The sequence below is a fragment of the Enterobacter sp. GER_MD16_1505_Eko_090 genome (genome assembly GCF_003331015.1).
Taxonomy (GTDB): domain Bacteria; phylum Pseudomonadota; class Gammaproteobacteria; order Enterobacterales; family Enterobacteriaceae; genus Enterobacter; species Enterobacter roggenkampii.
In genome coordinates this window covers 96,909-121,937 of record NZ_PUQF01000009.1, presented here as the reverse complement: position 1 = coordinate 121,937, position 25,029 = coordinate 96,909, and the positions used below count along the sequence as shown (strand labels likewise).

The window sequence follows — 25,029 nt, the reverse complement described above, 5'->3', positions numbered from 1 at the left end:
GACCTTAAAGCGTAGCAGGTGAGGATGACGGCTCCTGGCTAAAAAGGCGCAGCAGCGTCTCCACCTGCTCGTCAAGCGGGGCGAGGGAGCGCTTAACAATCAGGTGAAGCGGCGTCGCTCTGCGTGCACCGTGGCTCAGCGGCAGGCGTTTCAGGATGCCTTGATCCAGCTGGGTCTGGATGCGTTCCTCCGGCAGCCAGCCATAGCCGACCTGAGAGAGGACGGCCTCAATGGCGGCATCGATGGTGGAGAAGGTCCATGACTCACCGGCCGCGCGCGCGGCGGGCTGACTGTCCGCAATCTGAATGAGCGGCCACGGGCGTAGCATGTCGTCGTTAAGCGGCGCGTCGAGGTGAAAGAGAGGATGCTGATGGTGGGCCACGGCAACAAAGTCGATATTCATCAGCCATTCGCCGAGCCCGGTCATGTCCTGGCGGCGGGTGAGGACCATCACATCGGCTTCGTCGTTAATGGCATCGTCCCGGGTGTTTTCCAGCACCTCGGTGAGGCGTACCTGGGTTTGCGGATACTGCTGCTGGAACTGGCGCAGAATGGCAAACAGGCGGCGGCGCGGGAAAATGGAGTCCACCACCAGATCCAGCCGCGTGCGCATCCCGTTGCGAAGGGTCGCTGCGCGCGTCTCAACGTACGAAAAGGCTTTCAGCAGCGGTTTCACCTGGTTGAGCAGCAGTTCTCCTGCCGGCGTTAACACCGCCCGTCGTCCTTCCGGCACCAGGAGGGCCACGCCCAGCCGCTCCTGCAGCAGCGACAGGTTATAGCTCACCGAAGACTGGCTGCGGTGGGTCTCTTCTGCGGCTTTGGCAAAGCTGCCCGCCTCGACCACTCTTTCCAGTAAAGACCATTGTTCCAGCGTCGTCTTATGCATAATTTATCTAAAATTTGGATGAATTTGATTAAAACATAGCGTTATTCATTCAATTTTTGAAGGGGTACGATCGTCTCATCAAAACAAAGGAGACATCTTATGAACACCTTCGACAAACACGACTTAAGCGGCTTCGTTGGCAAACACCTTGTTTATACCTATGACAACGGCTGGAACTACGAGATTTACGTCAAAAATGAGACGACCCTGGATTACCGTATTCACAGCGGTCTGGTGGCCAACCGTTGGGTGAAAGATCAGCAGGCTTACATCGTGCGGGTAGGGGAGAGCATCTATAAAATTTCCTGGACCGAGCCAACCGGCACCGACGTCAGCCTGATTGTGAACCTGGGCGACAAACTGTTCCACGGCACCATTTTCTTCCCGCGCTGGGTCATGAACAACCCGGAAAAAACCGTCTGCTTCCAGAACGATCATATTCCGCTGATGAACAGCTACCGTGATGCGGGCCCGGCGTATCCAACCGAAGTGATTGATGAATTTGCCACAATCACCTTTGTACGCGACTGTGGTGCCAATAATGAAAGCGTGATCGCCTGCGCGGCCAGTGAATTACCGAAAAACTTTCCAGATAACCTGTAATAAGCGCGACAATTAACTAAATAGAAAAGTTCCCGGCTATTTCATATTATTTTGAAATAGCCGGGATTTTTTTTGTTTGTTGAGGATTGGTTTAAATGTTTCCATTTCAAAATGTTGCGGAAGATCACATCAAAAATATTTAATATAAAATTAACTTGTTGTTTTTCAATTGGCTGCTAGTTGTCTTATAGCGTTGTAAACGCTGTCTTAATTTTTCCCTAAGGAAAGAGAGCTACTTTGATATGAGTTTATGGTTCGTTGAAATAAGCGGGCTGGCATTTGGTTAATATCAAAAACATGCCATTTTGATTGCAAGGAAATTAATAATGAGTGATTTTCTGCCTTTTTCGCGGCCGTCGATGGGCGCTGAGGAAATTGCGGCGCTTCAGGACGTTTTGATGTCGGGCTGGATCACCACGGGGCCTAAGAATCAGCAACTTGAAGAGGCATTCTGTCAACTTACCGGGAACCAGCATGCGATTGCCCTCTGTTCAGCCACCGCGGGCATGCACGTTACGCTGATGGCGCTGGATATTGGCCCGGGCGATGAAGTTATTACCCCTTCCCAGACCTGGGTCTCCACGCTGAATATGATCGTATTGCTGGGCGCCACGCCGGTCATGATTGATGTGGACAAAGATACATTAATGGTGACGCCAGAAGCCGTGGAAGCCGCTATTACCCCGCGCACTAAAGCCATTATTCCCGTTCACTATGCCGGCGCGCCGTGTGATATCGACGCAATTCATGCCATCGGTGAACGTCACGGTATTCCGGTGATTGAAGATGCGGCCCATGCCGCCGGAACGTATTACAAAAACCGTCACGTGGGCTGGAAAGGAACGGCAATTTTCTCCTTCCACGCCATTAAAAACATGACCTGCGCGGAAGGCGGCCTGGTGGTCACGGATAATGCCCAGCTGGCACAGCGGATCCGCAGTCTGAAATTCCATGGCCTCGGCGTAGACGCCTATGATCGCCAGACGCACGGTCGCGCGCCGCAGGCGGAAGTGATCGCGCCGGGCTATAAATACAACCTGGCGGACATCAACGCCGCGCTGGCGCTGGTGCAGCTAGGCAAACTGAAAGAGGCCAACAGGCGCCGTGAGGAAATAGCGCAACGCTACCTGCGGGAGCTTGCCGATACGCCGTTCCAGCCGCTCACCATTCCGTCATGGCCGCACGTGCACGCCTGGCACCTGTTTATTATTCGCGTGGATGAAGCGCGCTGCGGGATCTCACGCGACACCCTGATGGCGGCGCTGAAAGAGAAAGGCATCGGTACCGGTCTCCACTTCCGCGCGGCGCACACCCAAAAATACTACCGCGAGCGTTTTCCTGATGTATCGCTCCCGAATTCTGAATGGAATAGCGCGCGTATTTGTTCTCTCCCTCTTTTCCCGGACATGACTCATGACGACACAACCCGCGTCATTACCGCACTCCATCAGCTTGCAGGACATTGGTATGTTCAGTGCACCGCCTGTACAAAAAGTATCCGTGGTCATCCCGGTTTATAACGAGCAGGAGAGCCTGCCCGAACTGATCCGCCGTACAACGGCCGCCTGCGACACGATGGACAAGGCCTACGAAATTCTGCTGGTGGATGATGGCAGTAGCGATAATTCCGCGCTGATGATGACCGAAGCCGCGCAGGCTGAAGGCAGCCACATCGTTGCCGTGCTGCTCAACCGTAACTACGGCCAGCACTCGGCGATTATGGCGGGGTTTAGCCACGTCACGGGCGATCTGATTATCACCCTGGACGCGGACCTGCAAAACCCGCCGGAAGAGATCCCGCGCCTGGTGGCCAAAGCCGACGAAGGCTATGACGTGGTCGGCACGGTACGTCAGAACCGTCAGGACAGCCTGTTCCGCAAGCTGGCCTCGCGCACCATCAACCGTCTGATCCAGCGCACGACCGGTAAAGCGATGGGCGATTACGGCTGCATGCTGCGCGCCTACCGCCGCCATATTGTCGACGCCATGCTGCATTGCCACGAGCGCAGCACCTTCATTCCGATTCTGGCGAATACCTTTGCCCGTAAGGCAACGGAAATCCCGGTCCTGCACGCCGAGCGCGAGCACGGGGAGTCGAAGTACAGCTTTATGCGCCTCATCAACCTGATGTACGACCTCATCACCTGCCTGACCACCACGCCGCTGCGTCTGCTGAGCGTGTTCGGCAGCATCATCGCCGTGGCGGGTTTCGCGCTGTCCGTTCTGCTGGTGGTGCTGCGCCTGGTCTTTGGCCCGCAGTGGGCGGCGGAAGGGGTCTTCATGCTCTTTGCCGTGCTGTTTATGTTCATCGGCGCCCAGTTTGTCGGGATGGGGCTCCTCGGTGAATACATTGGCCGAATCTATAACGACGTTCGCGCGCGTCCGCGCTACTTTATTCAACGTGTTGTCCGTCAGGAACACAAAGCATCTCAAGAGGAAATTCACCCATGAAAGCTGTTGTATTTGCCTATCACGATATGGGGTGCACGGGCACGCAGGCCCTGCTGGAAGCGGGCTATGACATTGCGGCAATCTTTACCCATCCGGACACGGCTGGAGAGAATAACTTTTTCGGCTCCGTGGCGCGTATCGCCGCCGAGCGTGGTATTCCGGTTTATGCGCCAGACGACGTCAACCACCCGCTGTGGGTGGAGCGCATCCGCGCCCTCGCGCCTGACGTCATCTTCTCGTTTTACTATCGCAACCTGCTCTCCGACGAGATCTTAGGCCTGGCCGCGAAAGGCGCCTTTAATCTTCACGGTTCTCTGCTGCCTGCCTACCGTGGCCGCGCCCCGCTGAACTGGGTGCTGGTGAACGGTGAAACGGAAACGGGCGTGACGCTGCACCGCATGGTGCGCCGTGCGGATGCGGGCGCTATCGTGGCGCAGCAGAAGGTCGCTATTGATGCGGACGACACCGCGCTTCAGCTGCATCAAAAGCTGAACGCGACGGCACAGACGCTGCTGCGCGATGCGCTGCCGGGCATCCTTAACGGCACCTTCAGCGAAACCGCACAGGACGAGAGCAAGGCAAGCTGCTTTGGCCGTCGCGCGCCGGAAGATGGTCGTCTGGACTGGAACAAACCGGCCCGCCAGCTGCACAACCTGGTGCGCGCCGTGACCGACCCGTGGCCGGGCGCCTACAGCTTTGCGGGCGTCAGCAAGTTCATCGTCTGGAAATCCCGCGTGCGTGACGACATTCCGGCGGCAAAACCGGGCACCGTCGTCTCCGTCTCCCCGCTGATTGTGAGCTGCGGCGAGCAGGCCCTGGAGATCGTTACCGGCCAAACCGACAACGGCCTGTACGTTCAGGGCACCCAGCTGGCGCAGTCGCTGGGGCTGGTGGCCGGGGCGCTGATCACCAGCGCGCCGGTGGTGGCCATCAAACGCCGCACCCGCGTGCTGATCCTCGGCGTGAACGGTTTTATCGGTAACCACCTGACCGAACGTCTGCTCAAAGACGATAACTACGAAATCTACGGCCTGGATATTGGCGCGGATGCGATCAGCCGTTTCCTCGACAACCCGCGCTTCCACTTCGTGGAAGGGGACATCAGCATCCACTCCGAGTGGATTGAATACCACATTAAGAAATGCGACGTGGTGCTGCCGCTGGTCGCTATTGCCACGCCAATCGAGTACACCCGTAACCCGCTGCGCGTGTTCGAGCTGGACTTCGAAGAGAACCTGAAGATCATCCGCGACTGCGTGAAATACGACAAGCGCATCATCTTCCCGTCCACCTCTGAAGTGTACGGCATGTGTACCGATAAGAACTTCGATGAAGACACCTCCAACCTGGTGGTCGGGCCGATCAACAAGCAGCGCTGGATTTACTCCGTCTCCAAACAGCTGCTGGACCGCGTGATTTGGGCCTACGGTGAGAAAGAGGGCCTGCGCTTTACCCTGTTCCGTCCGTTCAACTGGATGGGGCCACGTCTGGATAACCTGAACGCAGCGCGTATCGGCAGCTCCCGTGCGATCACCCAGCTGATCCTGAACCTGGTGGAAGGCTCGCCAATCAAGCTTATCGAAGGCGGGAAACAGAAACGCTGCTTTACGGATATCAGCGACGGTATCGAAGCGCTGTTCCGCATCATCGAAAACAAAGATAATCGCTGCAACGGTGAAATCATTAACATCGGCAACCCGGACAACGAAGCGAGCATTCGCGAGCTGGCCGAGATGCTGCTGGCCAGCTTTGAGCGCCACCCGCTGCGCGATAAATTCCCGCCGTTTGCCGGTTTCCGCGAAGTGGAAAGCAGCAGCTACTACGGTAAAGGGTACCAGGACGTTGAGCACCGTAAGCCAAGCATTCGCAATGCGAAGCGCTGCCTGAACTGGACGCCGACGGTGAAGATGGAACAAACCATTGATGAAACGCTTGATTTCTTCCTGCGCACCGTGGAGCTGTCGGAACAGGTCTCATGAAAAAAGTCGGTTTACGCATTGATGTCGACACCTTCAGGGGAACGCGTGACGGCGTACCCAAACTGCTGGAACTGCTGAGCAAGCACGGCGTGCGCTCCAGCATTTTCTTCAGCGTGGGGCCTGACAACATGGGACGCCATTTATGGCGTCTGGTTAAACCGGCATTTCTGTTCAAAATGCTGCGCTCGCGCGCAGCATCCCTCTACGGCTGGGATATTTTGCTGGCCGGCACCGCCTGGCCCGGCAGACGCATCGGCGCGGGTAATGAAGCGGTTATCCGCGAGGCGGCGCAGCATCATGAGGTGGGTCTGCACGCCTGGGATCACCATGCCTGGCAGGCCTGGGCGGGCGTCTGGGATATCCCGCGCCTGTCCCGTGAGGTTGAGCGTGGGATGCTGGAGCTGGAGGCCATTATCGGTCAGCCCGTGTGCTGCTCCGCCGTGGCGGGATGGCGTGCGGATCAGCGCGTCGTGAAGGCCAAAGAAGCCTTTGCGTTTCGCTACAACAGCGATTGCCGCGGAACCGGGCCCTTTTTGCCGCTGTTGGGCGAAAATCGCTACGGTACGGTGCAAATTCCGGTCACGCTTCCCACCTGGGATGAAGTGGTCGGGCGCGAGGTGAAAGCTGATGAGTTCAATCGCTACATCCTGGACCGCATTCATCGTGACGCCGGTACGCCGGTGTATACCATCCATGCCGAAGTGGAAGGGATTGCGTATCAGCATGATTTCGACGAACTGCTGACGATGGCCGCTCAGGAAGGCATTGCGTTTTGCCCGTTAAGCGAGCTGCTGCCAGACGACCTCAGCACCCTGCCCGTGGGCAAAGTGGTCCGCAATGAACTGGCTGGCCGGGAAGGCTGGCTTGGCTATCAACAAACCGTGAGTCCGGTCCAATGAAAACAGCCCGTTATGGCTTAGCGCTTCTCGCACTGTTTATCGTTTACTACCTCATCCCGGTCGATATCCGCCTGCTTTGGCAGCCTGATGAAACGCGCTATGCGGAAATCAGCCGCGAAATGCTGGCATCGGGTGACTGGGGTGTCCCGCATTTCCTCGGGCTGCGTTACTTTGAAAAGCCGATTGCCGGCTACTGGATCAACAGCATCGGGCAGATGCTGTTCGGGCACACGAACCTCGCCGTGCGCGCCGGGTCTATCTTCTCCACCGGTTTAGCGGCGCTGCTGGTCATCTGGATGGCCTGGCGTCTCTGGCGGGATAAGCGGACAGCCATTTTCTCCGGCCTGATCTTCCTGACCCTGTTCCTGGTGTATGGCATCGGCACGTATGCGGTGCTGGATCCCATCATCACCCTGTGGCTGGTGGCGGCGATGTGCAGCTTCTGGCTGGCGTCACAGGCCCAAACCGTTGCCGGAAAAGCGGGCGGCTATGTGCTGCTTGGGCTGGCCTGCGGGATGGGGGTGATGACCAAAGGCTTCCTGGCGCTTGCGGTACCGGTGATTGGCGTGCTGCCGTGGGCGATCGTCCAGAAGCGCTGGAAAGAGGTGCTGATTTTTGGCTGGCTCGCGATCCTGAGCTGCGTGCTGATTGTTCTGCCATGGGGGCTGGCGATTGCGCAGCGTGAGCCTGACTTCTGGCGTTACTTCTTCTGGGTTGAGCATATTCAGCGTTTCGCCCAGAGCGACGCGCAGCACAAAGCCCCGTTCTGGTACTACGTGCCGTTCCTGATCGCGGGTAGCCTGCCGTGGCTGGCGCTGCTGCCCGGCGCGTTCCGTCTCGGCTGGCATGACCGACAAAACGCGGGCGGCGGGTTCTATCTGCTGGGATGGGTGATAATGCCGCTGCTGTTCTTTAGCATCGCCAAAGGCAAGCTGCCGACCTATATCCTGCCGTGCTTTGCCCCGCTGGCGATCCTGATGGCGCGCTATGCCTGCCTCGCGGCGGAGAAGGGCGCCAGAGCGTTACGCATTAACGGCGGGATCAACCTGGCGTTTGGCGTTATCGGCATGGTGGCGGCGCTGGTGGTCTCCCCGTGGGGACTGTCTAAGCATCCGGTCTGGTCCTCGGTTGAACTGTATAAAGTGTTCTGCGCGGTGGTCGCGTTCCTCATCTGGGCCGCGGTCGGCTGGTTTACGTTCAGGCAGAGTCAGCAGCGCTGGTGGCTTGCGGCGCTCTGCCCTGCGGGCCTGGCGCTGCTGATCGGTTTTGCCATTCCTAACCTGGTGGTGGATTCCAAACAGCCGCAGTCGCTGGTCGACACCGTGCGCGAGCCGCTTCAGGACAGCCGATTTGTCTTGGCCAATAACGTGGGCCTGGCTGCGGGCCTGGCGTGGGAGCTGAAGCGCAATGACATCACGCTGTTTGGTCAGAGTGGCGAACTGCGCTACGGGCTGGATTATCCTGATGTGAAAGATCGTTTTGTCGGTAAAGATGACTTCGCGCAGTGGCTGGCTGAGCACCGTCAGCAGGGACGCGTATCGCTGGTGATTCTGCTATCAAAACGCGATGACCTTTCGCGGGCGAATTTGCCAGAACCGGACAGCCTGTATATCCAGGGCCGTCTGGCCTACCTGCAGTATCTGCCGAAGTGATGACCTGGATCTGGCTGATACTGGCAAGCCTGCTCAGCTGTGCAGGACAGCTGTGCCAGAAACAGGCTACCCGTCCGGCGAAAGCCGGGCGGCGTGGCGTGCATATCGCGCTGTGGCTTGGCCTGGCTCTGCTGGCGCTGGGCAGCGGGATGCTGGTCTGGCTGGTGGTGCTGCAGCGCCTGCCTGTCGGCATTGCCTACCCTATGCTGAGCCTCAATTTTGTCTGGGTGACGCTGGCGGCGAAGGTATTCTGGCGTGAAAACGTCGCCTCGCATCACTGGCTAGGGGTGGGGTTGATCATCATTGGGATTGTTATCCTGGGAGGGAGCCTGTGAAAGGGGCGTTCTGGGCCTTATGCAGCGTGCTGTTAGTCAGCGCCGCGCAGCTGCTGCTGCGCGAGGCCATGCAGGCTCTGCCTCCGGTCAGCGAGATTCTGACGTTTATTTCCGCGCTGTGGCGCGTCTCGTCCGGCACGGGCGCGCTGCTGCTGGGGTTGATGGGGTATGTGGCTTCTATGGGCTGCTGGTACCTGGCGCTGCATCGCATGGCGCTCAGCAAAGCGTATGCCTTGCTGAGTCTTAGCTATATCCTGGTGTGGGGCGCCGCGATCCTGCTGCCGGGCTGGGGAGAAAGCTTCTCCTGGCACGGGCTGGTCGGCGTCGTGTTTATTATGTTGGGTGTACTGGTGATTTTCCTGCCCCGACGTGGATAATCGACTCGGTGGTCAGGGTGTAAGGGGTCGACGTACAAACGGCCAGGCTGAGTGAGCCGATCTGCACCTGGCTGACCGAGTGCGACGGCGCCGTGCTGTCGATGCTGACAATCTGCCAGGCGCTACCGCCACGCTGTTTGATGATTGCCTCTTTTCGCGTCCAGATACGCCAGAAGGCGGCAAGCCGTTCCTCTGGCGCTTCGCGCTCAAGCTCATCATGCTCCGTCATGCTGAAGACGGCATTCGCTAACGCCTGCCAGTTCTTCCTGGGGCGAATCACTTCGATATCACAGCCGACTTCGCCTTCATCGCTCATCAGCAAGGCGATATCGTCACCGCTGTGGCTCAGGTTGAACCACAGCGGATGGCCCTCCGCAAAGGCCGGTTTCCCCTGCTCGCCGTAAATAATGTCGGGGAGCGGATGAGGGGATAACGCTCTGGCGAGCAGCATCCTGCCAGCCAGCCATGAGGCATTGCGAGCACCCTGAGGTGCGCTGTCTGCGAGCGTTGACGCCAGCGGGTCCGCGCAAAGGGTGGATATTTTTCCCAGTACAAACTGGTACATAGTTACGCCCAGCGTTTAATGATAATCGAGGTGTTGATGCCGCCAAACGCGAAGTTATTGCTCTGCAGGTACTCGCAATCGATCTGGCGGGCTTCTCCCATAATATAATCTAAAGCACCACATTGCTCATCCGGTTGCCTTAAATTGAGTGTCGGGGCAAACCAGCCTTCACGCATCATCTGTAAACTCATCCATGCTTCCAGCGCGCCGCAGGCTCCGAGCGTGTGGCCAAAATAGCTCTTCAGCGATGAAATCGGCACGTTGTCACCATAGATAGCGGCAGTGGCCTGGCTTTCAGCAATATCACCGCGATCGGTGGCAGTACCGTGTGCGGAGATATACCCCATATCCAGGGCGCTTAATCCCGCCATGGCCAGCGACTGCTCCATACAAATCTGCATGGTTTCACGCTGAGGCTGGGTGATATGGGCCGCATCACAGTTAGTGGCAAAGCCCACGATTTCGCCGTAGATAGTGGCTCCGCGCGCTTTGGCATGCTCCAGCTCTTCGAGTATCAGGGTGCCCGCGCCTTCCCCAATCACCAGACCATCGCGCTGCGTATCAAATGGCGAAGGGGTGGTTTTAGGTTCATCGTTACGCTGGCTGGTGGCAAACAGCGTGTCAAACACCGCCGCTTCAGACGGGCACAGCTCCTCAGCGCCCCCCGCAACCATAACGGTCTGATAGCCGTGGCGAATCGCCTCCCAGGCGTAGCCAATTGCCTGGCTGCCTGACGTACAGGCGCTTGAGGTCGGGATGACGCGGCCACGTAATCCAAAGAACAGTCCGGTATTCACCGCGGTGGTGTGCGGCATCATCTGCACGTAGGTTGTGCCGGTGATGTTATTGGTGTGCTTTTCGGTGAGCATAGTGGCGAATTCGCTGACGGGCCCGGTACTGCCTGTGGATGAGCCATACGCGATACCCGTTTGCCCATTGGTGAGCACCGCCTCGCCAATCAGCCCCGCCTGCTCCAGCGCCAGCTCGGTGGCGCGGGTCGACATCAACGACACGCGGCCCATGGCGCGGATCCGTTTGCGGGTATAATGTTCCGGCAGCGTGAAGTCATCAATCGGCGCGCCCAGCAGGGTGTGCAGGCCATCATAGACCTGCCATTCCGGCATTTTACGCACCGCGTTTTCATACGCCAGCAGCCTGCTGGACACGGATTGCCAGTTTTCGCCAAAGGCGGTCACGCCGCCCATGCCCGTAATCACCACGCGACGCGTCATAGCATTCCTCCGTTAATGGAAATGACCTGGCGGGTGACGTAACCCGCAATATCTGACATCAGATAGCTTGCCAGCCCGGCGACCTCCTCAGCCTGGCCCATGCGTTTCATTGGAATGATGGACATCGCTTCTTTCAGCGCGGCCTCTTCCATTTCAATCATTCCGGTATCAATCAGCCCCGGCGCAATGCAGTTCACGGTGATTTTGCGTTTTGCCAGCTCAATCGCCAGCGCTTTGGTGGCACCGATAATGCCCGCTTTTGCCGCGCTGTAGTTCACCTGCCCGCGGTTACCCATCACGCCGGACACGGACGATAGGGTGATAATGCGTCCCCCTTTACGGGTGCCAATCATCGGCATAATGCAGGGGTGAATGACGTTATAAAAACTGTCGAGATTGGTGTGGATCACGCTGTCCCAGTCGTCTTCACTCAATGCCGGAAAGGCGCCATCGCGGGTGATACCTGCGTTGCTAACCACGCCATACCATGCGCCATGGGCTTCAATGTCCTGTTCCAGCACCTCGCGGCACTGTTCGCGGTTGCCCACATCAAACGAGAGTAAACGGCCGTTGCCGCCCGCCTGCGTGATGGCGTCCAGCGTCTCCTGCGCGCCTGCGGCATCACGATGGTAATGCACGCCTACGGTAAACCCGTCGGCGGCAAGCTGGCGGGCGATGGCGCGCCCTATGCCTTTGCTGGCCCCGGTGACCAGTACGGAACGACTCATGCGTTAGATCCCTGATTAAAAAGCGAGGTTAATTCTTCTGCGCTTGGCTGGAAGGTGTTGACCCGGCCCGTGGCCAGCGTCTCTTCATTAGCGGAAATTGCGCATTCAAAACTGCCGAAGCGTTCGTCCTGCATCAGCAGCTTAACGGTGATGTCCAGCGTCAAGCCTGCGGCGAAACGCCCGCTGGCGCAGATCAGTTCACGCGCGCCGAGCACCATGCCCAGCGCAATATGCTCCTGCCCCTGCTGCTGGCGATGCCAGCCGGACCAGACGCCGACGGTCTGCGCCATCAGCTCGAGCGCGTACCAGCCCGGCAGGTCGCCATCGGCATTCAGAAAGGGTGCCAGCACGCTTTGTCTGTCTATCGCGACGCGGCATACCGCCATGTCGTCCGTCACATTCTCAACGGACTCCAGCAGCATCATGGGCGCATCGTGCGGCAAATAGGCTTCGGGTGATAAATAGCTCATGACGCTCTCCCCAGCAGAATGCTGGCGTTGTTGCCGCCAAACGCGAACGAGTTAGACAGAATGACCGGCTTTGTCAGCGCGGTGCGCTGGTGCAGCAGACCGCACGGCGCCAGCGTGTCGTCCGGTGCGTAGCGGGCGAAGTCCTGCGGCGGTAAGGGCAGATCGCGCGTCAGAATCAGCCAGCTCAGGGCCGCTTCGGTGATACCGGCAGCGCCCAGCGTATGGCCGGTAAGGTGTTTGGTAGAACTACAGGGCACGCTTTCCCCAAAGAGATCGTGTACCACCTGCGATTCAATCTGATCGTTAAGCGGCGTGGCCGTGCCGTGCAGGTTGATGTAGCCGATATCTCCGGGCTGCATACCCGCTTCGTTGAGCGCCTGCGTGATGGCCCTGATCGCCCCTTCGCCCTGCGGATGCGGAGCGGAGATATGGTACGCATCGCTGGATTCACCCGTCCCGAGCAGCGCCACGTCCGCGGGCTCACGGCTAAGCATCATCAGCGCGGCGGCTTCACCGATGGTGATCCCCCGACGGTCGCGACCAAAAGGCTCGCAGAGCGTAGGGGAGAAGGATTCAAGGCTGTTAAACCCGTTGACGGGCATCCGGCTCAGGGTATCTGCTCCGCCAACAATCGCGATGTCCACCAGCCCGGCTTCAATCAGACGTTTGCCGCCGATCATCGCTCGCGCGCTGGAAGAGCAGGCTGTCGAGATCGTATAGGCCGGGCCTTCGAGCTGAAGCCAGTTGGCGAGGAAGCGGGACGGATCGCCGAGCTCCTGCTGCGGGTACTGCCAGTGCGTGCTCGCTTCGCCATGGGTCATGCGCTGCACGTGCTCATCGCCTTCATCCAGCCCAGAGGTGCTGGTCCCCAGCACCACGGCCACCCGATCGCGGCCGACGCGGGCGATAGCCTCGTCGACGGTCGACTGAATCTGCGCCAGCGCGGCCAGCAGAAGCTGGTTATTGCGGGTGCGGTGTGCGGACAGCGTTTCCGGGATGGGCGGCAGTTCGCCTTCCACACCGCCCAGCACGGCGTCGGGTGAACCCTGTAACCAGCCGGTTCGGGCATGCATACCCGGCGCTACGCCCGTCACCAGGTTGGCAGCGATTTCATCATGCGAGTTGCCCAGCGCGTTGACCATGCCAACAGCGGAAATATAAATCATCTCAGTCACCCAGATATTGAATGGTGATGTGGTATTTAAAAACGTGTTGCTCGATGCTGATCGGCTCGCGCTTGCCTTTACGCTGCAGGTAGACAATCTCCGTCACCAGCTTGCCGCTGGCGTTACGCAGTTCGCGCCGATCGCCCGTGTCAGTCAGCGTCCAGCCATTCGGCAACTGCGGCTGCCAGGCGCTAATCGGCCAGTGGCTGAGCATCACGTCGGCCAGCACCTGGCTGGCGGGCGGCAACTGCGGCACAACGATCGACTGCTCGGTATGAATACCGGTCTCATCGTACGTCGCCAGGAACAGACGAATGCCCACGGAAGAGAGCCCGGCCAGCGTCACTTTATGCGCATCCGCGTTGAGCATCACCAGCAGGGACTGCGTTTGCCCGTTAAAGCTGCCGGTCAGCAGCTGCTGGGAGCTTACCGCCGGGCTAATGCCGGGCGGCGGGAGCGTAACGCGGGTTCCCGGCTGGAGCCAGGCCTGGGGACGCGTCTCTTGGGTATCGGTCGAATGGCTGCAGCCTGCCAGCAGCAGCGCCGCGGTTAGCGCGACGGCGCGGTAAAAAGCGTTCATTTACGTTTTCTCTCTTTCTTATCCGGCATCGCCAGCGGCGCCAGCAGGAAGGCGGTAAAAATACCGCTCACCAGCACGATACCAAAGCTGCTAATGGCCTGCGTGGCGCTGAAGACGAGCATGCCCAGTGTCAGCAGCGTGGTCATCATCGCCAGCGTAATCGCCAGCATCGAGGTCAGCGGCGTGCCGCGCGGGTTGCTGAAAAACAGCGTGTAGTTAATGCCAATGCCGAGCACCAGCACCAGCGCCAGCAGTGAAAACAGGTTCACCGGGTGGCCCGTTGCAGCCAGTACCGCCAGCCCGCAGCTCAGCGAGAGCACGGACGGCACCAGGCTTATCAGCCCCTTACGCCAGCCGAGGCGCACCATCGCCCCGCAGGCAATCACCCCCAGCGCGGCAAACAGGAGCCCCGTCAGCAGCGTGCGGTAGAGGGCAAACAGGGTGTCAAAACTGGCTTTGCGATCGACCCAGACGACACCGTCATGGCGCGCGGCCAGCTCGCCGAGGGCCGCGCTGTTTTTTGCGCCGTCCACCGGCACGAGCACGCCGCTTTGACCGTCGGGCAGGGTCAGCCAGAGCAGACGCCAGCCTTCGCTGGCCGGGCTTTTAAGCCACGCGTCCACGCTGACCGGCATGGCGTCCAGATTCGGGGAGACGGCGTTGAGCCCTGCGCTTTTCAGCACGTTCGTTACCGCAGGCGCGGCGTTTTGCAGCAGCGTAAGATCGCTTTTCTGACGGGCCAGCGAGTTCAGCGGCAGGGTGCGCCAGCGGGTAATTTCTCCCGCTTTCTGCGCCTCTGCCAGCGCCGGGGTAAAGGCTTCCAGCCGCTCCAGCGTTTGCTGAGGCGAAGCGCCATGAACCACAAACCATTTCTGATCCACGCTCTGTCCGGTCAGGGCGGTAATGGCCTTCTCCTGCGCCAGAATATCTTTCGGCAGCGCCTGCAGCTGGGCGATGTCGTCGTCCACCTTCAGCGTGCTTATTCCCACGGCGGAGAGCAGCGCCAGCGCGACGGGAAGACCAATTGACAGTTTTTTACTGCGTCGCCAGGCGGCCAGCCAGCGCAGCATCAGGACCATAAAGGGAACCGGGCGCACCGGCAAACCCCGGCACAACCACGGATGCCAGAAAATCACCGTCAGGCAGGAGGCGCTCAGCCCCACGGCAGCGAACACCGCCATCTGGCGGATCCCGGGGAAGGGGGCCAGCATCATAATCAGGTAGGCGGCGACGGTCGTCAGCAGCGCCAGCAGCAGCGCATTGCGAACTTTGGCCAGGCTTTGCCAGGGAGAATGCTCCGCGCCGTGTACCATCCGTTCGGTCAGGTAGTAAAGCGTGTAATCTGCCGAAATTCCGATGATGCTCATGCTCATCACCAGCGTCATCAGGTGCAGCTCGCCAAAGAGCAGCAGCGTCACCACCGTCCCCGCCAGCGCGCCGATGGCAATGGAGAGCACGCTCAGCAGCAGCGGGCGCAGAGAGCGGAACACCGCCACGATGAGCAGGAACACGCCAAGCAGGGTGGCGATACCCAGCGTCGAAACATCACGTTTGGCCTGCTGGCTGGCGTAATCGCTGTAGAACACGGTCCCGCGGGAAAGCAGCTGTGCCTGAGGGTAGCGGGCTTTCAGCGTCTCCTGCAGCGCGTTAAGCGTCGTCACGAGCCGGTGGGTCTGCTGCATATCAAATGATGAGCCCGCCAGCTCGCCGTGGAGCAGATACCAGTAGTTTCCCGCCTCATCTTTTGCGACCAGCCAGCCGTCCATCAGCCGCAGCTTCTGGCCGTTTTGCGCCAGAGCGAGCTGCGAGCCGCGCATCAGCATCAGGGGATCGTTTTGCAGCTCTTTGCCGCTGACGCCGGAAAAGGCCGAGTAGAGCTGAGATAAAATCCACTGCGCCTGCGCTTCTCCGCCGTTTTGCAGGCGGGCGCGGGTGGCGGGGTCAATCAGGCCATTTCGGTGCTGCCAGAAGAACTCTCCCCAGGCCTTTTGCCCGGCGGCGTCCATCGGGCCTTTGACCTCGCTGAGCGAATCAGTGCTTTGCAGCAGCGCCAGCCACTGCTGTGCCACGCGCGGATCCGGCTCTTTGCCGGGGCTGACCAGCCAGACCAGCTGGCGGTCGAGACGCTGCATAAACCCGTCGTTGAGCGCCGGCGGGATCGCCCCCAGCGTCTGCTTCGGCAGCATGGCCAGCACGCTGCTGTTCAGTCGCGCGCCGGGCAGCAGCGACAGCAACACGCCCAGCAGAATCAGGCATAGCGTGGCCCACAGCAGCGCCGGGCGCAGGGATTTACGGTGCGGCAAAGCGTTGGCGTTCGTCATCGGTCAGGCTGGCGGGCGTCAGTTGGTGGCGAGAAAGGGCGATATCGGTACGGTCGCCCTGTTTGTCGTTGAGGCGAATCGTTTCCAGATAGGTTGCGCCGCCCAGATCGAGGGTGGCGAAAATCTTGTCCAGCGGCGTCGTTTTTGGCGTAAGCACCAGCGACCAGCGGCCCGCTCCCAGGTCTTTAAAATCGATGCGGAAGTTCTCTTCCAGCACCTTGCGGTCCGCCTGGAACAGGGCGCGCAGAAGATGGTTGAACTGGAACATCTGCGGATTATTGTCGGCAGTGATGGTTTGCGGCGGCTGGCCGTTAATCGCCTGAACCATCCGCTTGTCGTCCAGCAGGAGCGTCATCGGAAACGGCGCTTTTTGATCCCACAGCAGGCCGCTGTCGCGGGCGATCAGCATTTCGCCCTGCGAGCGCAGCGGCTGCGGCATATCTTTTATCGTGCGAACCTGTTCGAAATGCGCGCGCACCACGGGCTGCTCGGTGAAGCGCTGCTGCAGCTCATCCAGCGTCACGGCGCTGACCAGCGGGCTGACGATCAGCGCCAGTAAAGGCAACCATCTCATGGTGTTACTCCCATACGTTCAAACAGTATTGCCGGGCTTACAAAGCACATTTCGCGGGTCGCTTCTTCCACCGCCACCTGAATGGTGTAACCGGTGGTCGTGCGTTTGCCGGTCTGCGCATCGAAAATTTGATAGGCAATGCGCAGGCGGTTTTCATACTCTTCAATGTGCGCGCGGACGCGAATACGCTGCTCAAAGGTCACCGCATCGCGGTATTTCACCCGGGTGTCGACGACGGGCCAGACGTAGCCGGAGGCCTTCATCTGGCGATAGCCATAATCAAACTGATTGAGCAGCGCCTCGCGGGCGATCTCAAAGTAGCGGAAATAGTTACCGTGCCAGACCACGCCCATCATATCGACGTCGTGGAACGGAACGGTGATCTCGACTTCAGTCGTAAAGCGGGGATCGGTCAGCACCCTTTACTCCTTCTCACTGGACTCTGGCAGATGCCAGAAATCGAAAAAATTAAACCAGTCGAGCGGCGACATGAGGGCGTAATGTTCCAGCCGCTGCGCATAGCGATCGACGGTATCTTGCAGTGCCTGCTGGCGTTCACCGCGCGGCAGGCGCAGCGGGTCGGCAAACGGCTCGCAGTGCAGGACGAGCTTACCCTGCTGGCGCAGGGCGAAAATCAGCACCACCGGGCAGCGGAGGATGGAGGCCAGGATAAACGGCCCCTGTGGGAACGGTGCAGGCTGGCCCATGAATCGGCTCCAGATCACGCGCCATTCGCCGCCGCGCTGCGGATTCACCGCGATGCGATCCCCCACAATCGCGACCCATTCACCGCGCTCAAGCTTCTCTTTGATGGCAATGGCGGTATCCGGGCCGATGTCGGTGACCGACATCAAATTCACGCCAGCTTCGGGCGCCATTTCGCTCATGATTTGCTTAAAGCGCTGGGCGTTCTCGCTGAAAACCAGGGCGTTGATGATTTTACTGCCTTCCAGCTGAGCCAGGGCCCGGCAGGCCTCTACGTCGCCAAGGTGCGAGGCCAGCAGCAGTTTGCCCTGTGGAGCCGCGATGTTTAACGCTCCGCTCGCGCCGGGGGCAAAGACAATATCGCGATGAAGCTTCAGCTCGCCGCGCCAGCTGGCGACTTTATCCAGCATCGCGTTGCCGAAGCGCATGAAATGGAAAAAGCTGTTAAGCCGTGAGGGAACAGGCATGCTCCGCTGACGCAGTTCTTGCTTCACTCTCGCCATCCACTGCCGCGAGGCCTGCCGCGCCGGACGCGCGATAAGCCAGTACACGCCGATAACCGGCCACAACAGCACGGTAAAGGCCCGCCGACCCAGCCGTTCCCAGACGCGCAGCATCAGGCGCATCCCCCACAGACCCTTGACCTCGTCCTGCTGCGCCCAGTGCTGGCGGCGTCGACGGAAAAGCAGGCCGGGCATGCGGGGCAGCATGCCGAAGAAGAGCCGGGTATGCATCAGGGAGATCCGCACGTTATCTTTTAGCGCGTCGAAGTGGGACAAACCGTCCTGCGGATAGGTCACGCGCGTGGGTAGAAAGACGCTGGTGTTGCCCTGCCAGTAGAGACGAACCATCACTTCGGTGTCAAAGTCCATCCGCTTGCCGAGCGGTTCGCGCGCTGCCAGCCGCAGCGTGGGTGAAACCGGATAGACCCGAAAGCCGCACATGCTGTCTTTAAGCTGCAGCGATAAGGTTTCAATCCATACCCAGACGTGGGTGATCCAGCGCCCGTAAAGTCGTGAGCGCGGAATAGAGTCATCGTAAATGGGCTGGCCGGAAATCAGCGCGTCCGGGTGGCGCTCCGCCAGCGCCAGCAGTTTGGGGATATCTTCGATGGCGTGTTGACCGTCCGCATCCACCTGCACGGCGTGGGTGTAGCCCGTCCGCGCGCACTCCTCCAGCCCTCTGATGACCGCGGCACCTTTTCCGGCGTTTTGCGCCAGACGAACCAGCGTCATCTGCGGCTGCTCCGCCGCCAGGCGCTCAAGCTCCTGACGGGTGACTGCGTCGCTGCCGTCATCCACCACCAGGCACGGCAGGCCGAACGGCGCGAGACGTGACAATACGCTGGCAATCATCGCGCCGTGGTTGTAGCACGGGATCAGCACGCAGGGACGAAAGATTACTGACATAGACGAATTTTCCCGCTGCTGGCGGTGTGGCGCTCAGCCCCGGCATGGCGTTGATAGCTGAAGGTCAGCATCTGACGTTCGGCATGCCACTCAAGCATCAGCGTCACCGTGGTTTCCGGCAGCAGTGGTGCCTGAAACTTCACGTTTTGAATGCTGTGAAAGCGATAGCCTGGTGCCAGTAACGTCGTGGCGTAGTGCATCACCCAGTCAAGCTGCGCAACGCCGGGCAGCAGCGGTTGTACGGCGAAATGGCCCTGAAACCAGAACAGCGTTGCGTCGAGATGCAAAACGATCTCCAGCTTCTCCGGCTGTGTCTGGTGGCGCTCAATTTCATGAATTTTCATGAAATAACTCCTCTAACTGCGCATAGACACGCTTGTTCATACTGTTTACCGGCATTTCATCAACGATGCGCCAGTAGCGCGGCACCGCGACAGGTTCAAGCCACGGCAGCAGGGCGCGACGCCAGGCGAACTCCTGCGCTTTTTTATCCTGCACATACCCGCGCTGACGGGCCGTTTCATCCAGAACCAGCAGGGCGCCAATCCCCTGACGACCCCCGCGCGTGACCGGCAGTGCGGCCGCTTCGCAAATACCGTCGAGCTCCAGCAGGCGGCGTTCGATCTCGTTAAGCGAGATGCGTTTTTCTTCAATTTTGACCACCCGCCCGCGGCGACCGGCGATGCTGAAAAGCCCCTCGCTGTCGAAGTGCAGGATATCGTCGAGCTGGAGCCCTTCTGGCTCATGGATCAGTGGCGACGTAACGCGACAGGCGTCATCTTCCTGATGGAAGATCACGCCGGGGAACGGTAGCCAGGGCACGTTATCCTCCTGACGATGGCGCCAGGCGAGGATCCCGGTTTCGGTACTGCCATAAATTTCATCCGGCCAAAGGTTAAGCCAGCCGGAGGTGGTCGAGACGTCACGCCAGGGCAGCATTCCACCTGCTGAAATCAGCATCCTGACGGGCGGCGCGGCAAGCTCGGTATCCAGGCGCTTCAGGAACGCCGGGCTGCTGATGAACAGGTATTGCCTGTCAGGAGGCAGGGCGGCCAGCTGTTCTGCGTAATAGAGCATCGCGGCATGCAGCGGCAGGCCCAGCGCCATCGGCAAGACGATACGGAATGTCAGGCCATACAGATGTTGCGGTACGACCGAGGCCACAATGCTGCATCCGGCCAGACGCTCACCAAAGCGGTTAGCCAGCAGGCGGGCTTCGCGATCCAGACTGACGATGTGCTTAACCACCCGGCGCGGTGTGCCCGTGGAGCCTGAGGTGAACAGTTCAACGAAGCGGTTTTCGTCAATGGCCGGCAGAGGCACCCAGTGGCTGGCTGTCTGGTGGCTGGAGGCCACCACAATCTGTTTCCCATGAAAACCAAGAGTGCGATCGCTCAGAACGCCGCTAAACAAAGATTGCTGTTCTTCAAGCTGCGAGACGCGGCTATGGCCGGGAATGACCGGTGTTTTACCGGCGTGCAGCGAGGCCAGCAGCGCAACAATAAACAGGTAGCTGTTTTCAAAGCACAGCGCCCAGCGCTCGCCTTCCTGCTGACGCAGGGTCTCGACCAGTAAGGTTACGTCGTGGCGCAACTGGCCCAGCGTCCAGGTACGATCGTCAAGCCATGCAACAGGCGTGTCGTCAGGGCGCGGCGCATTTAACCACTGGCCCAGCGGAAGGGGGTTAGTCATTGTGCATCTCTTTTTTTATCACCCGCTGGCGCACCAGCCACTCTGCTGCCATCAGCATCCCCATCAGGATGTAAGCCACCATACCGTTCCATAGCGTCCACAGATGCATGTCGCCGTGGAGGACGGTAAACAGCGCCATCGTGCCGTTGCCGACGAAAAAACCGCACCAGACGAGGGTCACCTTACGGGTATAGCGCACGCCCTCCGGGGGCAAGTTTGGCTCGCGCAAGCGCGCCAGTCGTTCGACAAGCGGCATCGCTGTCCACAGCGAACCGCCAAACACGGCCAGCATGACAAGGTTGACGACCACCGGGTAGAGCAGCAGCCACTGGTGGGCTTTCAGCAGGTAGCTTGCCGTGCAGAGGGCGATCCCCGCCAGCGCCACGCACTGCACCACATACCGCATAGGGCTTGTGTTCCGCTGCGCCTGACGCAGCCGCAGCAGTAACACCAGAGCCATCACGGGTAATAGCCACTGCAGGCTGTTATGCGCCAGCCCAAATCCAATCAGGAAGGGCCACGCCAGCAGCATCAACCCCGTCAGAAGTGGGATGATCGGGAATGTCCGTCCGCCGCGCACGACGTCTTACTCTTCGCGCAGAAGCTGTTCGACGGCGTCTACCACATCCTGAACGGTACGAACCGATTTGAAGGTTTCCGGCTTGATTTTCTTGCCCGTTTTCTTCTGCAGATGAACAATCATGTCCACCGCATCAATGCTGTCCAGCTCCAGGTCTTCGTAAAGACGGGCTTCAGGGGTAATATCCTGCGGGTCGATTTCAAACAGTCGGGTCAGAAGGCCACAGACTTCCTGATAAATGGTTTCTTGTTCGGTCATCGTGATCACATCTCAGGCGCGTTGAGCGTTGATAAAGGACGCCAGCGTGGCGACGGAAAAGAAGTGCTGGCGCATCTCTTCGCTTTCAGCAGAAAGCACCACGCCATACTGGTTTTTCACGGCCAGACCCAGTTCCAGCGCGTCGATAGAGTCGAGACCCAGCCCATCGCCAAACAGCGCGGCATCGGTATCAATATCCTCTGCGGTAAGCTCGTCCAGATTCAGCGTGGTGATAATGAGATTCTTAATTTCAAGATAAAGCGCTTGCATCATTAATTCCTGACAAAGATTGAAGGCCTGATGTTAATCGATGCTGTAGATGCCGGTTTAACTGCCTTGCCGCCAGCGCCGGTTCTTGTTCATTTGCATCGTAAAATTCGTCGATGTTCACGCGGTCGCGGACATCCACGGTGAAGACAGGTTTTTCTGGCGGCACATCATACCAGCGACTTTTTTTATCCAGCAGATGTTCGCTACAGTGGATCAGCACCACCCGCAGATCGCTGTTACAGCGCACGGCGATATTTGCTGCGCCGCGCTGGAGGGAAATAGCTTCGCCAGACCGGGTACGTGTGCCTTCCGGGAAGATTAACAGCGTGTCGCCCTGAGCCAGACGCTGCTGGCTTGCAGCCAGCAGAGGCTCGGCTTCGCTGTTAATCAGGTAATCCGCCGCGCGGATGACGCCGCTGACAAACGGATTGCGCAGCAGCGCGCTTTTCACCAGACAGTCGGTTTCTGGCATCACCGATGCCAGAATCACGTAGTCAATTAACGTGGGGTGGTTAGCCACCACCAGACAACCCCGATCGTTGCGCAGGGCGTCAAGATTGTGAATGCGATAGTCCAGTACCCCGAGGCCACGGGCAACGGTCAGGAAGAAGCGGAAGCTGGCCGCAATGCTGCGCCGCGCAAGGCGACGGCGGTTGGTGCGGTCGCGCTGGACGATCAGCAGCAGGTTGAACCATACCAGTGACAGCAGCAGCCCGCCCACGCCAAACAGCACGAAGCAGAATCCGGTCATCACCAGACGCCATAACCAGTTAATTCGGGCAGTCAGGCGGTTCATGCGCGCGTCCATTGCCACAGCAAACGTTCGCCGGGTACCACAAACTGGCGTGCCTCGCTGAGATAGCGTTGCAGGAACACCAGGCTTTGCGGAAGGGCGGGTTCATCCCCCGTGCTGCCGCTGCGGGTTTCACACTGCAATTCCTTGCCGGATTCAATCACCAGCGCCAGCGCGTAGGGCCAGGTGGGCATCTGGTGCGGTAACGCCGGGTGGTAAAATTCCGGCAGTGCGCCGTCAAAATCGACCAGCAAGACGCGGGAGTAGCCCGCCTGCAGCAGGCTCAGGACTTCACATAATGCCTGCTGGAAGGTGTCCAGCCCGGCAGAAATGGATGACGAGACGATTGCCTGGCGTGCGGTAATCGTGAGATTGCCCACCGCCGAGTTGTGCACGGACATGGCGAAGTCGGTAGGCGATACGGATTGCCCCGTCGCCAGTGCATGCAGAATACGGTAGTTGCGCTCCAGCTCGCCGTGGCGGCTGGAATAGACGACGGCATCAATGGCGTGGTGTTGCAGCATAGCGAGACCAATGTCCACCGCCAGCTTACTGCCTGAATTGAGGCGGCGCGCGGTCATCATGGGTAAAGCGGTCAGCCGGGGAAGCGGGGCCGCTGGATCGACGGGCAGCTGCAGGCGTGACCACGCCTGCCACTCTGTGGCATCGCTGAGTCCTGGGGCTCTCGCCTGCCAGTCGATAATGTTCAGTGAAAATTTCATCTACGCGCGTCCGCGAAAAAAAACCGTATTCAAAGGGCAGACCTGGCCACCCGGGCAGCTAAGCTGCTCTATTGTTCACGTTTGGTGCATATCAGCAGGGTATGACCGACCCCAAGGTTATCCAGACGCTGTTCAACGCTGAAACCTGCGCTCTCCAGGTAACGATAAAACGCCTCTACGCTGTAAAACCGGCTATTGCCATTCGCCATACAGGTGAAATAGAGCGAGGTGGCATTCAGGCTGAAAGAGGCCGCTTCAAACTTCTGGGCATCCCAGAAAAGCTCCATGATGCACAAACGTGCGCCTGGCTTCATGACCTGTGCGACGCGCGTCAGCATGGCGACAATCTGATCCGGAGAGAAACAATCCAGGAACTGGCTCATCCACCAGACGTCAGCCTCACCCGGCAAGGCTGCTGGGCTAAGCATATCGACAGCATGGAATCCAATACGATGAGAAAAACCTGCTTTTGCGATGTTTTCCTGCGCCAGCGCTATCTGCTGCGGCAGGTCGAGGATCGTCACGGCAACATTTTCGTCATAGCGGCAGCAGCGTAACGCCCATTTACCCGTATTTCCGCCCACATCGTACAATTTTGTCGGCGAGCTTGCGAATATATATGGCAAAGCGGCATCAAACGCGGCGTCGGAATAGTAATGATCAAAGGCGAACCAGCTCTCTTTCGCCTGAGCCGGTAATTGGGATAATGCCGGATAGATGGTTGGCCAGTTGCCAAACACCGCTAATCCCGCAGGTTTTTCTTCCTTCAGGGCGTCCGCCAGGTGAAATAGCCCTTTGTAACAAACGTCCTGAGTGAAATCCATATTTACGCGGGTCATTTCATCGTGCAGTAAAAAGTGGCCCACTTTCGCCAGAAAATAACGTCCATGCTGTTGGGTAACGATCCGCCCGCTTAATCCCATATCCAGCAGTACGCTGACGCCATAGCTGCCGAGCGTGCTGTGTTCGGTTATTTCCTCGAGGTTGGCACCCTCTTTACCTTGTTTATCGAGCCAGGCGAGAATGCCTGAGTTACGCAGACAAAGCGCGGTCTGAAATAACATCGGAGCAAAAGCGATGCGTTGCGCTTCGGTAATGGCATCCAGTGCGCTGAGCGTATCCTTTTCGTACATTGCTGCGTAACCTTTCAGGGCAAGAAATAAGGGTTATCGGGCCATATGCGGCCCGACTTTAGAAAAATATTACAGTGCGGCGCCCGCGGAGAGGTTCAGCTGAATATCGTGGTCGAGGTTATTCACCCAACGGTTATAATTTTTGTGAATTTTACCGTCAGCCGCTTTCAGGTTCATACTGCTTTCGTAGTTAATGGAATAGCTTGTTGCGGAATAAGGAATACGAACGTCGACCGAGTGGTCGCGCGCCTGCAGACGACCTTTGATAACGCCCGGACCGGCTTCCGTCATGATCCAGTCACGTTTTTGTCCTGCTTTCAAAATCGCGGTTTTTACCTGGTCGGCGGTATGACCCGCGCTCACAGTAGAGTGAACCTGAGCGATTGGGGCAGTACGCGCACAGCCTGCCAGTGCGCCAACGAATACGGCGGCAGCACACCATTTAACGATCTTTTTCATCAACAACTCCATATCAATAATAACAATTAAAGGTAGTGGTTTTTACAAATAATATTCATCCGGCGTTTCTTATATGCCAGATGTTTTTTTAATCAATATTAAGGTTTGCATTACGTTGACGCGAAGGCGGGCATAATAACATGGAAAATAATTAACAATTTCATTTTTTTTAATTTGCGTTAAATCATGA

General features: G+C 58.7%; 28 protein-coding genes. 8 read left to right on the top strand and 20 right to left on the bottom strand.

The genetic code is table 11. From position 1 onward, the window contains the following. Positions 1–4: 4 nt before the first annotated feature. Positions 5–886, bottom strand: a complete 882-nt coding sequence (locus C6A40_RS12255) for a LysR family transcriptional regulator (protein WP_023345056.1) — start codon at positions 884–886, stop codon at positions 5–7. 99 nt (positions 887–985) lie between these two features. Here C6A40_RS12255 and C6A40_RS12250 point away from each other — a divergent pair, with 99 nt between their 5' ends. The 8 genes from C6A40_RS12250 (at position 986) to arnF (ending at position 9,182) form a co-directional block, all read left to right on the top strand. Beyond that, positions 986–1,489, top strand: a complete 504-nt coding sequence (locus C6A40_RS12250) for a phenolic acid decarboxylase (protein ID WP_008503103.1) — start codon at positions 986–988, stop codon at positions 1,487–1,489. Between the two features lie 326 nt (positions 1,490–1,815). Beyond that, complete coding sequence (arnB, locus tag C6A40_RS12245) at positions 1,816–3,009, top strand: UDP-4-amino-4-deoxy-L-arabinose aminotransferase (protein WP_114191286.1); 1,194 nt, start codon at positions 1,816–1,818, stop codon at positions 3,007–3,009. Next, positions 2,957–3,940 carry an undecaprenyl-phosphate 4-deoxy-4-formamido-L-arabinose transferase gene (arnC, locus tag C6A40_RS12240; RefSeq protein ID WP_045336738.1) on the top strand — a complete coding sequence of 328 codons (984 nt, stop codon included), beginning with the start codon at positions 2,957–2,959 and terminating at the stop codon, positions 3,938–3,940. Before arnB ends, arnC begins: the two co-directional genes overlap by 53 nt. Further along, positions 3,937–5,919, top strand: coding sequence for a bifunctional UDP-4-amino-4-deoxy-L-arabinose formyltransferase/UDP-glucuronic acid oxidase ArnA (gene arnA, locus C6A40_RS12235; protein ID WP_008503100.1), 1,983 nt, complete (start codon positions 3,937–3,939; stop codon positions 5,917–5,919). The genes arnC and arnA overlap by 4 nt, the downstream gene beginning before the upstream one ends. Then, entirely contained in the window at positions 5,916–6,818 is a 903-nt protein-coding gene (gene arnD, locus C6A40_RS12230; RefSeq protein ID WP_008503099.1) for a 4-deoxy-4-formamido-L-arabinose-phosphoundecaprenol deformylase, read from the top strand. The genes arnA and arnD overlap by 4 nt, the downstream gene beginning before the upstream one ends. Then, positions 6,815–8,470: a lipid IV(A) 4-amino-4-deoxy-L-arabinosyltransferase gene (gene arnT / locus C6A40_RS12225; protein ID WP_045336736.1), complete on the top strand. Its 1,656-nt coding sequence runs from the start codon at positions 6,815–6,817 to the stop codon at positions 8,468–8,470. The genes arnD and arnT overlap by 4 nt, the downstream gene beginning before the upstream one ends. Beyond that, a complete protein-coding gene (gene arnE, locus C6A40_RS12220) occupies positions 8,470–8,805 on the top strand; it encodes a 4-amino-4-deoxy-L-arabinose-phosphoundecaprenol flippase subunit ArnE (protein ID WP_023326251.1) in 336 nt (111 codons plus the stop codon). The genes arnT and arnE overlap by 1 nt, the downstream gene beginning before the upstream one ends. Then, on the top strand, positions 8,802–9,182 hold the full coding sequence (gene arnF, locus C6A40_RS12215; RefSeq protein ID WP_023326250.1) for a 4-amino-4-deoxy-L-arabinose-phosphoundecaprenol flippase subunit ArnF: 381 nt from the start codon (positions 8,802–8,804) through the stop codon (positions 9,180–9,182). The genes arnE and arnF overlap by 4 nt, the downstream gene beginning before the upstream one ends. On the opposite strand, the gene acpT is transcribed toward arnF, so the two are convergent. From acpT to C6A40_RS12120, 19 genes are all read right to left on the bottom strand, one after another. Next, positions 9,139–9,747: a 4'-phosphopantetheinyl transferase AcpT gene (gene acpT / locus C6A40_RS12210; protein ID WP_023326249.1), complete on the bottom strand. Its 609-nt coding sequence runs from the start codon at positions 9,745–9,747 to the stop codon at positions 9,139–9,141. The genes arnF and acpT overlap by 44 nt on opposite strands. 2 nt (positions 9,748–9,749) lie before the next feature. Then, positions 9,750–10,979, bottom strand: a complete 1,230-nt coding sequence (locus tag C6A40_RS12205; protein ID WP_021242168.1) for a beta-ketoacyl-ACP synthase — start codon at positions 10,977–10,979, stop codon at positions 9,750–9,752. After that, entirely contained in the window at positions 10,976–11,707 is a 732-nt protein-coding gene (locus C6A40_RS12200; RefSeq protein WP_008503093.1) for a 3-ketoacyl-ACP reductase FabG2, read from the bottom strand. The genes C6A40_RS12205 and C6A40_RS12200 overlap by 4 nt, the downstream gene beginning before the upstream one ends. Next, positions 11,704–12,177 (bottom strand): ApeP family dehydratase, encoded by a 474-nt coding sequence (locus tag C6A40_RS12195; RefSeq protein WP_008503092.1) that lies wholly within the window; start codon positions 12,175–12,177, stop codon positions 11,704–11,706. The genes C6A40_RS12200 and C6A40_RS12195 overlap by 4 nt, the downstream gene beginning before the upstream one ends. Then, the gene (locus tag C6A40_RS12190) at positions 12,174–13,343 is read right to left on the bottom strand and encodes a beta-ketoacyl-[acyl-carrier-protein] synthase family protein (protein WP_045336734.1); all 1,170 of its coding nucleotides are present in this window, start codon (positions 13,341–13,343) and stop codon (positions 12,174–12,176) included. The genes C6A40_RS12195 and C6A40_RS12190 overlap by 4 nt, the downstream gene beginning before the upstream one ends. Position 13,344: 1 nt before the next feature. Continuing rightward, on the bottom strand, positions 13,345–13,923 hold the full coding sequence (locus C6A40_RS12185; RefSeq protein WP_045336733.1) for a DUF3261 domain-containing protein: 579 nt from the start codon (positions 13,921–13,923) through the stop codon (positions 13,345–13,347). Beyond that, positions 13,920–16,244 carry an MMPL family transporter gene (locus C6A40_RS12180; protein WP_045336730.1) on the bottom strand — a complete coding sequence of 775 codons (2,325 nt, stop codon included), beginning with the start codon at positions 16,242–16,244 and terminating at the stop codon, positions 13,920–13,922. Before C6A40_RS12180 ends, C6A40_RS12185 begins: the two co-directional genes overlap by 4 nt. Further along, on the bottom strand, positions 16,213–16,818 hold the full coding sequence (locus C6A40_RS12175) for an outer membrane lipoprotein carrier protein LolA (protein ID WP_025910258.1): 606 nt from the start codon (positions 16,816–16,818) through the stop codon (positions 16,213–16,215). The genes C6A40_RS12180 and C6A40_RS12175 overlap by 32 nt, the downstream gene beginning before the upstream one ends. Then, on the bottom strand, positions 16,815–17,237 hold the full coding sequence (locus C6A40_RS12170; protein ID WP_008503087.1) for an acyl-CoA thioesterase: 423 nt from the start codon (positions 17,235–17,237) through the stop codon (positions 16,815–16,817). Before C6A40_RS12170 ends, C6A40_RS12175 begins: the two co-directional genes overlap by 4 nt. A gap of 3 nt (positions 17,238–17,240) precedes the next feature. Then, entirely contained in the window at positions 17,241–18,932 is a 1,692-nt protein-coding gene (locus C6A40_RS12165; protein ID WP_045336726.1) for a glycosyltransferase family 2 protein, read from the bottom strand. After that, positions 18,923–19,276 carry an ApeI family dehydratase gene (locus C6A40_RS12160; protein ID WP_008503085.1) on the bottom strand — a complete coding sequence of 118 codons (354 nt, stop codon included), beginning with the start codon at positions 19,274–19,276 and terminating at the stop codon, positions 18,923–18,925. Before C6A40_RS12160 ends, C6A40_RS12165 begins: the two co-directional genes overlap by 10 nt. Further along, the gene (locus C6A40_RS12155) at positions 19,263–20,624 is read right to left on the bottom strand and encodes an acyl-CoA synthetase (RefSeq protein WP_023326243.1); all 1,362 of its coding nucleotides are present in this window, start codon (positions 20,622–20,624) and stop codon (positions 19,263–19,265) included. The genes C6A40_RS12160 and C6A40_RS12155 overlap by 14 nt, the downstream gene beginning before the upstream one ends. Beyond that, positions 20,617–21,156, bottom strand: a complete 540-nt coding sequence (locus C6A40_RS12150; protein WP_023294735.1) for a COG4648 family protein — start codon at positions 21,154–21,156, stop codon at positions 20,617–20,619. Before C6A40_RS12150 ends, C6A40_RS12155 begins: the two co-directional genes overlap by 8 nt. A gap of 54 nt (positions 21,157–21,210) precedes the next feature. Further along, positions 21,211–21,462, bottom strand: coding sequence for an acyl carrier protein (locus C6A40_RS12145; protein WP_008503082.1), 252 nt, complete (start codon positions 21,460–21,462; stop codon positions 21,211–21,213). Between the two features lie 12 nt (positions 21,463–21,474). Beyond that, positions 21,475–21,732 carry a phosphopantetheine-binding protein gene (locus C6A40_RS12140; RefSeq protein WP_008503081.1) on the bottom strand — a complete coding sequence of 86 codons (258 nt, stop codon included), beginning with the start codon at positions 21,730–21,732 and terminating at the stop codon, positions 21,475–21,477. Then, positions 21,713–22,528 (bottom strand): lysophospholipid acyltransferase family protein, encoded by an 816-nt coding sequence (locus C6A40_RS12135; RefSeq protein ID WP_008503080.1) that lies wholly within the window; start codon positions 22,526–22,528, stop codon positions 21,713–21,715. The genes C6A40_RS12140 and C6A40_RS12135 overlap by 20 nt, the downstream gene beginning before the upstream one ends. Next, positions 22,525–23,247, bottom strand: coding sequence for a beta-ketoacyl synthase chain length factor (locus C6A40_RS12130; RefSeq protein WP_008503079.1), 723 nt, complete (start codon positions 23,245–23,247; stop codon positions 22,525–22,527). The genes C6A40_RS12135 and C6A40_RS12130 overlap by 4 nt, the downstream gene beginning before the upstream one ends. A gap of 68 nt (positions 23,248–23,315) precedes the next feature. Continuing rightward, the gene (locus C6A40_RS12125) at positions 23,316–24,380 is read right to left on the bottom strand and encodes a class I SAM-dependent methyltransferase (protein ID WP_045336724.1); all 1,065 of its coding nucleotides are present in this window, start codon (positions 24,378–24,380) and stop codon (positions 23,316–23,318) included. A 69-nt stretch (positions 24,381–24,449) separates the two neighbouring features. Next, positions 24,450–24,839, bottom strand: a complete 390-nt coding sequence (locus tag C6A40_RS12120) for a hypothetical protein (protein ID WP_008503076.1) — start codon at positions 24,837–24,839, stop codon at positions 24,450–24,452. Between the last annotated feature and the right edge of the window lie 190 nt (positions 24,840–25,029).